Annotated in this window: 16 protein-coding genes and 1 tRNA gene; 15 read left to right on the top strand and 2 right to left on the bottom strand. The window is 46.0% G+C overall.

Annotation, left to right across the window (positions count from 1 at the left end; genetic code table 11):
• Positions 1–54: 54 nt before the first annotated feature.
• Both HBNXNv_RS04780 and HBNXNv_RS04785 read left to right on the top strand, forming a co-directional pair.
• Complete coding sequence (locus HBNXNv_RS04780) at positions 55–1,185, top strand: MFS transporter (protein ID WP_347720545.1); 1,131 nt, start codon at positions 55–57, stop codon at positions 1,183–1,185.
• Positions 1,186–1,228: 43 nt separating this feature from the next.
• Complete coding sequence (locus tag HBNXNv_RS04785) at positions 1,229–1,537, top strand: hypothetical protein (protein WP_347720546.1); 309 nt, start codon at positions 1,229–1,231, stop codon at positions 1,535–1,537.
• Here HBNXNv_RS04785 and HBNXNv_RS04790 read toward each other — a convergent pair.
• On the bottom strand, positions 1,523–2,152 hold the full coding sequence (locus HBNXNv_RS04790; RefSeq protein WP_347720547.1) for an HAD family hydrolase: 630 nt from the start codon (positions 2,150–2,152) through the stop codon (positions 1,523–1,525). The genes HBNXNv_RS04785 and HBNXNv_RS04790 overlap by 15 nt on opposite strands.
• Before the next feature lie 91 nt (positions 2,153–2,243).
• On the opposite strand from HBNXNv_RS04790, the gene HBNXNv_RS04795 reads away from it, so the two are divergent.
• The 13 genes from HBNXNv_RS04795 (at position 2,244) to HBNXNv_RS04855 (ending at position 13,719) form a co-directional block, all read left to right on the top strand.
• Complete coding sequence (locus HBNXNv_RS04795; protein ID WP_347720548.1) at positions 2,244–3,431, top strand: coiled-coil domain-containing protein; 1,188 nt, start codon at positions 2,244–2,246, stop codon at positions 3,429–3,431.
• Positions 3,432–3,527: 96 nt separating this feature from the next.
• On the top strand, positions 3,528–5,720 hold the full coding sequence (locus HBNXNv_RS04800) for an elongation factor EF-2 (RefSeq protein ID WP_347720549.1): 2,193 nt from the start codon (positions 3,528–3,530) through the stop codon (positions 5,718–5,720).
• Between the two features lie 161 nt (positions 5,721–5,881).
• Complete coding sequence (locus HBNXNv_RS04805; RefSeq protein ID WP_347720550.1) at positions 5,882–6,406, top strand: hypothetical protein; 525 nt, start codon at positions 5,882–5,884, stop codon at positions 6,404–6,406.
• A 144-nt stretch (positions 6,407–6,550) separates the two neighbouring features.
• Positions 6,551–7,837 carry a translation elongation factor EF-1 subunit alpha gene (tuf, locus tag HBNXNv_RS04810; RefSeq protein ID WP_347720551.1) on the top strand — a complete coding sequence of 429 codons (1,287 nt, stop codon included), beginning with the start codon at positions 6,551–6,553 and terminating at the stop codon, positions 7,835–7,837.
• 107 nt (positions 7,838–7,944) lie between these two features.
• Positions 7,945–8,310 (top strand): hypothetical protein, encoded by a 366-nt coding sequence (locus tag HBNXNv_RS04815; RefSeq protein WP_347720552.1) that lies wholly within the window; start codon positions 7,945–7,947, stop codon positions 8,308–8,310.
• A gap of 41 nt (positions 8,311–8,351) precedes the next feature.
• Positions 8,352–8,690, top strand: a complete 339-nt coding sequence (locus HBNXNv_RS04820; protein WP_347720553.1) for a hypothetical protein — start codon at positions 8,352–8,354, stop codon at positions 8,688–8,690.
• A gap of 14 nt (positions 8,691–8,704) precedes the next feature.
• Positions 8,705–9,985 (top strand): hypothetical protein, encoded by a 1,281-nt coding sequence (locus HBNXNv_RS04825; RefSeq protein WP_347720554.1) that lies wholly within the window; start codon positions 8,705–8,707, stop codon positions 9,983–9,985.
• 35 nt (positions 9,986–10,020) lie between these two features.
• Positions 10,021–10,329 (top strand): 30S ribosomal protein S10, encoded by a 309-nt coding sequence (gene rpsJ / locus HBNXNv_RS04830; protein WP_347720555.1) that lies wholly within the window; start codon positions 10,021–10,023, stop codon positions 10,327–10,329.
• Positions 10,330–10,446: 117 nt separating this feature from the next.
• A tRNA-Ser gene (locus tag HBNXNv_RS04835) sits at positions 10,447–10,533 on the top strand.
• Positions 10,534–10,648: 115 nt separating this feature from the next.
• Entirely contained in the window at positions 10,649–11,071 is a 423-nt protein-coding gene (locus tag HBNXNv_RS04840; protein ID WP_347720556.1) for a CBS domain-containing protein, read from the top strand.
• Between the two features lies 1 nt (position 11,072).
• A complete protein-coding gene (locus HBNXNv_RS04845) occupies positions 11,073–12,230 on the top strand; it encodes a cation:proton antiporter (RefSeq protein WP_347720557.1) in 1,158 nt (385 codons plus the stop codon).
• Positions 12,231–12,260: 30 nt separating this feature from the next.
• Complete coding sequence (locus tag HBNXNv_RS04850; RefSeq protein ID WP_347720558.1) at positions 12,261–12,605, top strand: metal-dependent transcriptional regulator; 345 nt, start codon at positions 12,261–12,263, stop codon at positions 12,603–12,605.
• 160 nt (positions 12,606–12,765) lie between these two features.
• Positions 12,766–13,719 carry an SAM-dependent methyltransferase gene (locus HBNXNv_RS04855; protein ID WP_347720559.1) on the top strand — a complete coding sequence of 318 codons (954 nt, stop codon included), beginning with the start codon at positions 12,766–12,768 and terminating at the stop codon, positions 13,717–13,719.
• Here HBNXNv_RS04855 and HBNXNv_RS04860 read toward each other — a convergent pair whose 3' ends face one another.
• Complete coding sequence (locus tag HBNXNv_RS04860) at positions 13,720–14,034, bottom strand: LAGLIDADG family homing endonuclease (RefSeq protein ID WP_347720560.1); 315 nt, start codon at positions 14,032–14,034, stop codon at positions 13,720–13,722.
• Positions 14,035–14,040 lie beyond the last annotated feature (6 nt).

The raw sequence follows: 14,040 nt of genomic DNA on the forward strand, positions 1-14,040 counted from the left end.
CAGATACCTATCCAACGACCTTTAAACACGTCCCAGAGCATATTTTTACTGTAAATGTTTCTGGATAAAGAGATCAACGACATCTACCTGTACGAAGTCCTCAGAACATTTGGAATGGACCTGATAGGCCTTTTCATACCCATATACATAATATCTCAGGGGTTCGGATTTGAGTACGCACTTGGATTCCTGATGATCGAACAGTTAACAGGCATCGTTCTTTCACTTCCTGTGTCCCACATAATCGCAAGGATAGGATTCAAACACAGCCTGGCCCTCTCATACATCTTTCTGCTGCCAGCACTGCTGCTGATAAGATCCACACCGTTAACCTTGACAGTTATAGCAGGATCATCAATCATCTACGGGATCGGAAAAACTCTGCACAGCGTATCCATAGACTCAGAGTTCGCAGTAGACTCCCACTCCAAGAAGAGAGATTCAGAATCAAGTAAAATGCTAGGCCTGCCAAACATCTCCAGGATACTGGCCCCAGTCACAGGAGGAGTGATACTGAACCAGTTAGGATTCAGCTTCCTGGTATCCACAAGCATAGCCTTCTTCCTGCTATCAGCAGTCGTACTCTTCAGATCAGAGGATCACAGAGATCCTCTTGACTATGACATCAAAGACGTAGTAAAACAGAACTATGCCAAGACATTTCCTGTCTTTTTCTTCCGAGGGATACTGAACTCAGCCGCAGTCACAGCCTTCGCACTGTTTACATTCTTCTTCATCGGGAGCGAGATCGACGCAGGCGCAGTAGCCGCGATAGACAACATAGGCCTTCTGGCAGTAGCTCTTATCTCCGGTAAGCTATCACAGAGATTTGGAAGAGCGAAGATAATTACTGCAGGCCTTCTCAGCTCATCCGCAATACACTTCCTGAGAACCATAGTCAGCACACCGGCACAGGCCCTCGCAGTATCAGGTATCGGCGGCGTCGTCTTCATGATGTACGAGGTACCGCTTTTCTCAGACTTTGCAGACGTCGCGGAAGACGAAGACGTACTTGAATTCTACACGGTAAAACGCATAATATTCAAAGCAGGGCAGATCACTACCATCGGCCTCATCACCGGCATAGGCCTGCACTCAGGACTGAAACAAGGATTCCAGGCAGCATTCATACTCGCAGGCCTGGTCTCAGCCTCAAGCATCTTATGGACTAGAAAAGACTGGTAATTTGTCCATTCTGTTTTTCACTTTGCACTACCACAAGGTTATTGTGAGAGATCAAAAACAGCGTTTCTGCCCGAACTGCGGATCCAATAACGTAGAGTTCGACATGAGCCACACCAACCAGTTAGGAGAGGCCATCGCTAATCCAAACAAGTGGAAATGCAACGAGTGCAACTACAGAGGACCTATGCCAGCGGGAGATCCAGAAAAACAGAAGGAAATGGACATAGAATTCGAACCAGCAGAACAGGAAGAAATAGATACTGACTTCGGAAAGGCCGAACTCAAAGTACTGCTCTACATAACCATACCTGTAACGATCCTGGCCGCAGTATACTTCCTACTGATCCAGTGAACCTTTCACATCTGAAATACTTTCCACATCACGGCCGATAATCACATCTTCAAGGCCTTCACGCTGCGCCGCAACATCATCAGCCTCCGAATCACCGACAAACAATGGATTCTCACAGTGAAGCTCTGCCAATGCATAATCAACATGAACAGGATCAGGCTTCCTCCGAGAAAGATCCTCAAACGTAGTGATACCTCGGAAATAATGCAGATACTTCTTTAGACCAAACTCTTCTACTACAAGATCAACAGTCAAATCAGGAGAATTACTGATAATAGAGGCCTTAACATCTTGAGAGTGAATAAACTCAAGAACATCACGAGCACCATCCTTCAACTCGAGACGGCCTGACTCAATTAACTCTTTCTTACCTTTCATCCTCTCCTTCTCAACAACAGGCCACAGCTTTTCAGGGTCAGCTCCTATCTCTTTACAGGCCTCAGCAAATTTCTCGTCACCTCTAACACCGGTGAGATCAAAAATTCCGTCTTCAGGAACTTCAAATCCTTCCTCATCCAGAGCTCTGGCTACGGCCTCTTTCATCCATGAAAGATCACCTGAGGTAGACTGAAGAAGAGTTCCATCAAGATCAAAGATTACTGCATCGTACTTCATACAGGAAACTGGCCTTTACATGAATAAATTGGCTTCCCCAACCCTGCTGAACTATCATGCTTTTTAACCAATCAAGGACATATCCCTCTTAATGGCTGACGATGACGCCGAAAACAACTTTGACGAAGCTAGAGAGGACATGCATAGAGAGGAGTCAGAAGCTTCAAGCGTAGGCGATGAAGCAGACCATGTAGACGATCTAGAAGATCAGGCCAGAGCAGAAGAAGATGAGGAAGAGGAACATATTGACGACGAAGGCGACAACGAAAGGGAAGGCGAAGATCCCGGAGAATCAGCTCAACATCATCAACAGATTATTTCTCACGAAGAACACACCGAAGAACTACTGAACGAAATACTGGAAGAGATAGAGGATGAAGTAGGTAAAGAAATAGACCAGGCACAGCTCCTATCCGAGGAAGAAGACGATATCAACCAGGGCCTTCACGAAGTAACTGAAGATCTCAAAACATTATCACAGAACCTGGAGAACAGAGATCAGAAACAGATTAAAGACAGCGAACTACGCGAACTAGAAGACCTGATAGAACAGGTGCACGAAGGCACAGAACTGGAAGAGCAGACAGATGAAGAAACACTTCAACTGGAAGAAGAACTAAACAATACCGAAGTAGAAGAAGGCAGGGCCCTGAAACTGATCGAAGAAGCAATAGAGGAAGAAGAAAAAGAAGAAAGCGAAATAAAATACGAAGGACAGGCCGCAGAAGAATACCAGGAAGAACAGGCCTCAAGAGCCCTCCACGAAGAATACAGCGAACTGGAAAGCATGGAAGAAAAAAACAAGGCAATGGCCCAAGAAATAGCCGCAGAAGTAAACGGCAGAATAAACAAGATGCAGGAAGCCCTCTACGACGAAATAAGAGAAAGCGAAGACACTGCACAGACCATCGAAGAGGCAATAAATATTCTGAAGAGTCTTGATCAACAGCTTTCAGAGTGCGCAGAAGGAGCAAAAGACGCAAAAAAACAGAGAATTAACAGGGTCAGAAACGACATACAGGAATTTATTCCAAGAGCAGAACAGGCCCTGAATAAAATAAGAAGCGTCCTGGGGGCCGCTAAAAACCACATGGAAAAAGTAGCAAGCACCTCAAAGAAAGTAGCAGGATACGCAAACAGTAAAATGCCTGTAAACGTGAAAGGCGGTGCAAAAAATGCAGGAAGAGCAAGCCTCACACTAGGGGCCTCTGCAGTAAAACTTTCGATCCTGGTAATGCTGGTAATAATCATTCTATATATACTAACAACGTTCGTATAGAAGACCCTGAAAAAGAGTTAAATCCAGCTTATTCTCGATCCATTTTTAAAAATTGCAATTGCTTCTTCTACTATAATCAACGGTGAAAATTGAAATATGTCCGATAAAGAGCTTGACGCAATTAAAGAGGTAATTAATGATCCTGAGCACATCAGGAACATCGCAATTGCCGCACACATCGACCACGGAAAAACAACACTAACAGACAACCTCCTGGCCAGAGCCGGTATGATCTCCGATAAACTGGCAGGAGACCAGAGATTTATGGACTTCGACGACCAGGAAGCAGAAAGAGGAATTACTATCTACTCTGCAAACATCTCAATGGTCCACGAATACAACGATGACGACTACCTGATCAACCTGATCGATACACCAGGCCACGTTGACTTCGGAGGAGACGTAACAAGAGCCATGCGTGCAGTCGACGGAGTAGTCGTACTTGTCGACGCAGTCGACGGCGTAATGCCTCAGACAGAGACAGTCATGGAACAGGCACTGAAAGAAGGCGTCAAGCCAGTGCTGTTCATCAACAAAGTCGACAGACTAATCGAAGAAATGCAGCTCACACCTGAAGAAATGCAGGAAAGATTCACAGAAATCATCAGAGGAGTAAACGCAGCACTCAGAAAGTACGCAGACGAAGAAACCGCAGAAAAATGGAAGATGAGCGTACAGGACGGAACCGTAGCATTCGGATCCGCACTCAAAAACTGGGCGATCTCCGCACCATACATGAAAGAAACAGGCATCACCTTCGGAGACATAATCGAAAGAGTAAACGAAGGAGACCACGAAGGCCTCAGAGCAGACGCTCCAATCGAAGAAGTAGTACTGGACATGGTAGTAGACCACCTAGTCAACCCACAGGAAGCAGCTGAATGGAGAATCCCAGCAGTATGGCCAGGAGACGTAGAAAGCGAAGTAGGCCAGGACATGATGGACCACGACGAAGACGGAGAACTCGTCGGAGTAGTAACAAACGTAGAAGACGACGAACACGCAGGAACAATCGTCACAGCAAGAATCTACTCAGGAACAGTAAAAGAAGGAGACGAACTATACGGAATCGGCTCCCAGAAAACAGAAAGAGCACAGCAAGTAGGAATTTACTCAGGCCCAAGAAAGCTAACAGTCGACAGCGTTCCAAACGGAAACATCGTAGCAATCACAGGCCCAGACTTCTCCACAGGAGAAACATTCGTAAGAAAAGGAGAATCAGAAGACCTACAGCCATTCGAACAGATCGAACACGTCTTCGAACCTGTAGTTACAAAATCCATCGAACCTAAGAAGACTTCCGACCTGCCAAAACTGATCGAATCACTCAGAAAACGTGCAAAAGAAGACAACACAATCAAGGTAGACATCGACGAAGAAACAGGAGAAACACTAGTCTCAGGACTCGGAGAACTACACATCGAGGCCAAGATCGAAAGATTCCTGGAAGAAAAAGGAATCGACATCAACGTATCCGAACCAATCGTAGTATTCCGTGAAGGAATCGAAGACGAAAGCCCTGTCGTCGAAGGAAAATCACCGAACCGGCACAACAAGCTTGAAATCAGCGTAGAACCTCTAGACGAATCAGTCAGAAAATTCCTCAAAGAGGACTACGAAGAAGTCAAGATGCAGGCCGACGAACAACACGAAATCAAGGAAGCACTTATCGAAGCAGGAATGGACAAAGACGAAGCAGACTCAGTAATCGACGTCCACGAAGAAAACATCTTCATCAACGAATCCAGAGGTATCAAGAACCTGCGTGAAATCCAGGAATACCTGGTAGATGCCTTCCACGAATTCAGCGACGAAGGCCCACTAGCAGGAGAACCAGTAATCGGACTCAAAGTCAGCCTCCACGATGCTTCCCTGCACGAAGACGCAATCCACAGAGGCCCATCACAGATGATCCCGGCCACAAAGGATGCGCTCACAAGAGCATTCCTCCAGTCCACACCTAGAATGATCGAACCTGTCAGAATCCTAAGAATCGACGTACCAACCAACGTCATGGGAGACGCAATGACAGAAGTAAGCAACAGAAGAGGAGACGTACAGGACATGGAGGAAGAAGGAGACTCCACAATGCTCACATGTAAACTTCCTGTAGCAGAAATGTTCGGATTCGAAGCCGCACTCAAGTCCGCAACAAACGGAAAAGGATTCTTCAATCCAAAGGACATGGTCTTCGAACCACTACCAATGAACCTCCAGGAAGAAAAGATCATGGAGATCAGAGAAAGAAAAGGCATGAAACAAGAAATGCCATCACTCGAAGAAGAGTAAAAACCTTCTTCACAGGCCGTAAAAGGCCTACCACATTTTCCTCAACATCTTAATTTTTCTTTACTATCTGGCAAAAATTCAATCTCTATTTCGAGCACCACAACGGCATTTCATGTCACGCACCACCACTTACTTAATAGTTGTTACAAGGAAGTTACAACATGGGACAAACTATTCACAAATGGGATAGCCTAACAGAAGAAGCACAAAATCAGTCTTACGAAATATTCAATACAGGAGACGTCCACATACAGGAAGCTAATGCCAATCTCGTAGGAGGAGGCACTACAACCGTAGAAATACCTAAACTTGTAGTCGACGGCGACTCGGAAACACTAGAACAGTACCAAGAACTCAGAGAACAAGTTGCATCTGGAGAAGCAGATCCAGAAACAGCAGGACAGCTTTTCGGAGAAACAATGGGCGCACTAGAAATGCGGATGGCCGGATATGGAGAACTGGGAGACTACGACGTAGCTGTAGCATTCCCAGACGGCACCGCGAACAAACACTACGACAACCCTCTTGGAGGATCAGAGGGAAAAATTCAGGACCTCATGGGCGACTGGGCACAAGCACTCGAAGAAAGTGCAGGAACACCAGAATCACATCCTGCATACGAAATGGCCAGAAAAGTAGACGAAGATATCGACCACATAGACCCTTACGGAACGAGTAACAGATAGAAACAGCCATTAACAGCCCCACATATTTTTCCCTTATCTTATAATTCTCTTTTTAACCACCTATAAAGGCCTGAAAAACCACATACCCTTTTTAAAGTTTAACAGAGTAATCCTCAATTATACGCATCAATAGGTGACCACCAAATGGCAGACAAAACACACGTTAATCTAGTATTCATCGGACACGTAGACCACGGAAAGTCAACCTCAATCGGAAGACTTCTCTGGGATACCGAAAACCTACCACAAGAAGAAATGAGAAAGCTCGAAGACGCTGCTGAAGAAGCAGGTAAAGAATCATTCGGATTCGCATTCGCAATGGACTCTCTTGAAGAAGAGAGAGAAAGAGGAGTTACAATCGACCTCGCACACCAGGAGTTTGACTCAGATAATTACCACTTCACAATTATCGACGCTCCAGGCCACAGAGACTTCATTAAAAACATGATCACAGGAGCTTCTCAGGCAGACGCTGGAGTTCTAACAGTCGCAGCAGACGACGGAATCCAGCCTCAGACAAAAGAACACGCATACCTAGCAAAGACACTGGGAATCGACCAGCTAATCGTCTCCATCAACAAAATGGACCTAGTTGACTACGGAGAAGACGGTTACAATGACATCAAGGAAGAAGTTTCCGAGATGCTACAGGGAGTAGGATACGACACATCCGAAATCAACTTCGTTCCAATCTCAGCATTCGACGGAGAAGGCGTTGTAGAGCCTTCCGACGAAATGGGATGGTACGACGGCCCATGCCTACTAGAGGCACTAGACGACCTGGAAGAACCAGAAAAGCCAGGAGACCTACCACTAAGAATTCCAATCCAGGACGTATACAACATCTCCGGAATTGGAGCAGTAACAGTAGGAAGAGTTGAGACAGGAGACATCGCAGGAGGAGACAGCATCAAGTTCGAACCTGCATCCACAAGACTCAACAAGAACATCGGTGGAGAAGTCAAGACCATCGAAATGCACCACGAAGAAGTAGAAGAAGCACACCCAGGAGACAACATTGGATGGAACACAAGAGGAGTCGGAGAATCTGACGTCAAGAAAGGAGACGTAGCAGGACCAGCCGACAACCCACCAACAGTAGTCGACAGCTTCGAAGCACAGGTCATCGTCCTAAACCACCCTAACGTCATCTCCGAAGGATACACACCTGTATTCCACGTTAACACAGCACAGGTATCCTGCACATTCACGGACATCAAGTCCACAATGAATCCAAAGACAGGAGAGACAATCGAAGAAGACCCTGACTACATCAAGCAGGGACAGGCAGCAAAGGTTGAAATCACACCACAGCAGCCACTAGTCATTGAAGAGAACGACGAGATCCCACAGCTTGCAAGATTCGCAATCAGAGACATGGGACAGACAGTTGGAGCCGGACAGGCTCTAAAAGTCACAGAGAAGGAGTAAATCACTCCTCTCCCACATTTTCTTTCTATTATCCCTCTATTCTACCTACTTCTAAACGACATCTTTATGGAATTAAGCAAATACACAAACAATGCGAGGCATACTGAATGAGTCTTAAAGACAAGGTAACAGACAGAATAACCAGAAAAGGGAAAGGATACCTACTTCTAGACCACAGCAAATACTCAATTCTACCAGCAGAACCTTTTAGCAGATGGGGATATGAACAGGGATCCGAAGCACTTGAAATATACCAGCAATCAGGCCTAGGAGAAGCAGCTACCTCAAGCGAAGCCTTAGCCGCGACAGTTCTTGGAGCAGGACTTGTAGCAAGCCTGGACTCCTACAGAAGATCTCTAGACCTTAAAGAAAACTACGATAAAGGAGCACTAGATAGAATGGTAGAGGACGAATTCAACATTTCTCTCCATGATGAAGAACTGGACGAGTTATATAGTAGGCTACAGGACTAAAGCCAAAACATATTTTAACCTTTTAGTAACAACACTATTCTATGAGTCTTTTTGGAGAAACCGAGGAACGAGCTGTAAACTACGTGGCCGACAGACTTGAAGACTTTGAATACGGAGAAGCAGCAGCTAAAACAGGAACAGTAGCAGGCCTTTCAGGCGCAGGAGCAGCACTCGCCAGCAACAACGTAGGCCTCGGAGTACTATCGTTCGCAGTCGGAAACTTCTCACACAATGTCAGCACAGAACTGGCCTCAAGACCCGAATACGGCCTCAACGTTTCAGACGAAGAAATAGAGGAAATGGTCGACGGCGAACTATACATGGAAGACATCGATGTAGAAGACATTGATACTGACTACGAGTTTGAAAAGGATGAGTGAAGAACTCTGAAACAGTGAAACAGAAGAAGGCCTTAACTATTCTAGCAACTATAACTGCAGCAGTATTTATTCTCAAGGCCTTTCCAATGGCCGGTGCATCTACAGTACCTCCTGGATGGATAGATACTAGTTATCATACATCGACCGCGGTAGACGTTTCCAGCGGCGATCTTGACAGCCTGATGCACCCATGGTGGCACATACAGGGCAACTCAGCAACAGTAGGCGACGTCCCAGTAATAGACAGAAACTCGAAAACATTCTACTACCCGCCATTCCTCCACCTATTCATGGCCTCATTCATGCTAATACTGCCCGCAGGCCTCGCAACAATACTATCGATATCGCTTATATACAGTCTGACAGCCCCAGCAACATATCTTCTGACAAGATCATACGAAATAGACAGAAAATCAAGTCTACTGGGCGCAGCCTTCGCAGCAACATCAATACCGCTAATCCACTCACAGATCATGGGATTCTGGTCATTCGCAGCAGCATTCATACTGGGAATAACAGCATTCAGCTTCTACAGACTACACAGAAAACACGGAGGCCGAAAACTCCTGGCAGCATACCTGTTAACCGCAACAGCTACAGTCCTAACACACTGGGTATTCGGAGCATTCATAATAGGCATGCCACTACTCAGCACATTACTCGAAGAAAAAACAATTGACTGGAAAATACCAGGCCTCGCACTTGCAACAGTACTACCACACTATGTAGCATTCTTTGCAACATCAAAACTTTCAATCTACAGCACCACAACATTCGACAAGTTCTACACCTCTATAACACCTATCGCAATAATCGGAGGCCTTCTCATCAGCAGAGGCCGCAACAGAACAATCGACCTATTCTCAGCAGGAAGCCTTGCAGGAATGACAGCCTACTACCTCGGAGCACCAATCACATTCGGAGGAATGATACAGTTTGCACTACCAGTACTGGCCGGATTCTACATAGCAGACACAAGAAAAAGAATCAACGGGAAAGAACTTGCAAAGGCATTCACAATACTGACAACAGTATTCATAGCTGCCAGTATGATTTCACAGGCCGCAATAGGAAACAACTCTGGAAGAGTGCTGACAGAAGACCAGTTCCACGGCCTGTTAGATGCAAGAGATAAAATACCTGAAGAAAAGATTGTAGCAGGGCCTGAAGTCGGCGCCTGGATAACACTTGCATCCGGAGAAAACAGGATAGTCAATCCCTACGCAGAATACAATGCTTCAAAACTTGATGAAAGGTTCTACGTGCTCTCTACAGCTAGGGGAGCAAGGCCCTGAACCATTTATAAGGTTTAACTTCGAGAGGTGTTTATATGCAGAAGGCCCGAGTAAAACTAAGAAGTACCGAAAAAGAGAAGGTAGATGACCTTGCTCAGGAAATACTAGAGATCGGTGAGGAATACGACGCAGAAGTTTCAGGCCCTGTACCTCTACCGACCAACAACATGAAGATCACCACCAGGAAAGCACCTGATGGAGAAGGAAGCTCAACAATCGAAAGATACGAGATGCACGTCCACAAGAGACTTCTCGACGTAATGGAATCCGAGAGAGCTCTCAGACAGGTCATGCGTGTACACGTACCTGAAGGCGTAGACATCGAAATCGAGCTAAAGGATTAAAATCCTATTCTTTCTACCCTTTCCTAATTTAAAGATTCTACAGACTACTTTTCCTATAGGCTAAAAGCGCATTCCTAGAATGCTCTAGGCTTGATCAAACTTAGCCTGAAAGTTTGTGCCGGAGTGACTGAGTGGCTAAAGGTGCCGGTCTTGAGAACCGGTGGGACATCTGCTCCCTCCTGGGTTCAAATCCCAGCTCCGGCGTAAATTTCAAACCCAAAAATCATTCTATACTCCTGCAACACAAGGCAAAAAGAGTTCTGAGAATAATTCCTAGGGCTACCCTTTTTATTCAGCTATTAGGCATTTCTTTACAAGTATGAAAGCTGAAGATTTAATGGACGAACCAGACTTCATTGAACCTGACGCGGCCATAGAGGAGGTCGTGGAGGAGTTCAAAGGTAGTGAAAACACTCTCATAGTACGGGAGGAAAACAAAATAATGGGAGAGATCCACGAAAACAGCCTTCTCAAGGCCATGATCCCGGAAGACAAGCTGGACGAGGAATCAATTATCGGCGTGCTTGGAATCTCATTCGACCAGAGCTACGTACCAGACACCGCAGAAGACCTGATGAACAGTCACGAAGTAACAATCAGTCCCGACACAGATATAGGAGAGATAGCATTCCTCATGGACCGTGAAGACATTCGATCACTTCCAGTAAAAGAAGATGGCGAGATAATCGGAGTCGTACACGAAAACAAGGTAATAGAAAACTTCTCGGAGGGAGGAGAATAAAATGGCAGCAGGACTTGCAGCCGGCACACTATACAACGTTGGAATACTGCTGATGGCATCATTTATCCTCGGAGAACTATTCGAGAGAATAGGCCTTGAATCAATACTAGGATACATCACCGCCGGACTGTTACTCGGACCTTCATTCCTTAGCGTGATGGACGCATCCGCAGTACAATCCTTCGCAACAATCGGAGTCTCACTAGTACTATTCAACGCAGGCCTCAGAGAGGAGAACGCCGCAGATATTTTCAGGCATAGACAAGGCCTGCAGCTAGGACTTGGAATTCTTGCAGGATCTTTCGCACTGATATTTGCAGCGCTGTACTTCTTTGGATCGCAGTTCCTACCTTACAACACGTTGACACAGTTCCTGTTCATCGCACTGGCATACGCAGTAGTCGACATCGGCATCCCATCCAAAATCATGATGAGCCGTGGAATGCTCAGAGAAGAAACAGGCAAGTACACGATCAAATCCGCAGTCATCAACGTCACAGCAGGACTACTCGCACTAACAGGCCTCGTACTGGTCTTCTCACCTGGAGAAAATATCGCTATGAGGCTCGGAGGAATCCTGGGCTTCGCAGCAGTATTCTATCTTCTGCACGAAACCATTCACAGGATCGATGACTACATCATCAACTTCGAGGAGACAGAGGCCCAGTTCGCAATAACATTCGCATTCCTACTAGGCCTCTCCTACATGACAGAGATTGTAGGCCTTTCAACAGTACTCGGAGCATTCTTCGCAGGAATCATCGTATCAAGAAGCGACTTCTCCGAATCCAAGGCCTTCCAAGAAAAGATCAATGCGATCGGACTCGGACTATTCATCCCGATATTCTTCGCATGGTTCGGCCTCGGACTACATGTTTCCAGCATTATCGCGAACATTGAGGCAGCAGTCTTCCTGTTTGGCCTATCCACAGTCTCCAAGCTGGGGATAGGTTACGCAGCCTCGAAGCTTCACGGTATGGACAAGCCAGGAACTATCGCAGCATCGCTGATTTCGCTGGATATTGAGACACTGGTCGTGCTGCTGATCGGAAAAGACATGGGCCTCTTCGGACCCGAAATCCTGCAGATGTTCGCACCAGCAGTACTGCTTTCGACACTCACAATCGTACTGCTGTACGCACTCATCGACCGCAGGTAACTTATCACTTCCTTTCTCTTTCTTTTCTTAATGTCAGCCAAACAGAACTATCTCCGAGCAATCTACAAACTAACAGATGCCGGCGACAAAGGAACAACCACAGGAGAACTCTCAGAAGAACTCGGAGTATCCAACGCATCAGTATCGGAGACCATCAAAAAACTGGAAGATGACAAGCTGATCTGCCGGGCACCTTACAAAGAATTCACTTTAAGCCCGATGGGCAAGGAAGAAGCAGAAAGAATCAAAGAAAAATACGACATACTCAGAAATTTCTTCGAAGACCTGGGCCTGGAACACCCGGAAAAAGAAGCCGATACAGTAGAACACAGCATCTCAATGGAAGCCGTAAAGAAAATAGAGCAGCAGCTTTAGATCAGTTTTTAAGAATTAACCGCAACAGTTACACATACACCTTAGAGTCCCCTGGTGTAGTGGCCAATCATGAGAGGCCCTGGCCCTCTCGACGCAGGTTCGAATCCTGCGGGGACTAAACTCATATCTTTCTTTAACCACCTCAACAAATTCTATCCTGATGCAGGAAGACCCAGAGATAAAACAACACTTCGACCTCAACTCAGTAGACTATGACAGGTACATGGGCACCAACCAGCACGGAATGATGCACTACGGAGACCACACAGAATACCAGAGAAACTGGAAAGAAAAAATACTGGCCAAAACAGGCCTCATAACCAGAAAAGAAGTAAAACAGGCAGTAGTACACAGAGTAGAGGCCCTCGCAGAAAAAGCAGACATACAGCAAGGAGACACCGTACTGGACTCAGGATGCGGCCGCGGAGGAAACACAATCTGGCTGGCCAAAAACACCAACGCAGAAAAAATAATAGGCCTCGACATCGACAAAGACCTCCTGGAAAAAGCCAGAGAAAACGCCGAAGAAGCAGGAGTAGAAGAAAAAGTAGAATTCATACACCAGGACTACGATAACCTCCAACTAGACAACTTCGACGTATACTTCGCAATCGAAAGCCAGGCCTACTCCCAAGACGAAAGAAAACTGGCAGAAAACATCTACAAAGGCCTAAACCCCGGAGGAAGACTGGTAATCACCGACGGATTCCGGACAGAAAAATTCTCCGAAAAACACGAACAAATATCCAGAAAAATGCATATCGGCTGGGGAGTCGACTACATGGCCTACAGATCCAACTTTGAAAGATTCCTCAAACAAGCAGGATTCCAGAACATCCAGGTAGAACCGCTCATGGAAAAAATAGCTCCCACCTCAAAATACCTGCACAGGGCCTCCGTACTCACAACGCCATACGTACAGCTAAGACTTGAAATAGCAAAAGGCCTGAACACACTAACAGACAGCATAGGCCTCAACACAGAGAAAAAAGAGAAAGAAGTCAAGAGATACCGCCAGCTCAGAAACCTCACCACCACAGGCCGCTACCAGTACATCGCCGGTAAAAAAGAGATATTCAACCAGTTCGACTTCTACGCAGAGAAACCCGAGTAATTAGGCCTCCTTGATAGGATCCACTTCTTCAATGAACCTCTTAACCTCTTCTTGTGCTGCGACTCGAACACCATACTTCCCTGCTTTACTTCCTCTCACACCAATATTAGAACACATCTCAAGGAAGTCATCAAGCAGCGGCCTAGATCTGTTCTTGAAATGAACAACCTTGTAGCCGTCCTCAGATCGCAGGTATATCGAACCATCTGTGTTAGTAAGCCCTCTTAGACATGAATTAGACAGAGCTTTAGAATTTTTTACCCACTCTGGAACTCCTACTTGATGTTTTACCTTATTGCCAGGAACTAGACCCACCTCCTT

It is taken from the genome of Candidatus Nanohalovita haloferacivicina (assembly GCF_029232205.1).
GTDB classification, from domain to species: domain Archaea; phylum Nanohalarchaeota; class Nanosalinia; order Nanosalinales; family Nanosalinaceae; genus Nanohalovita; species Nanohalovita haloferacivicina.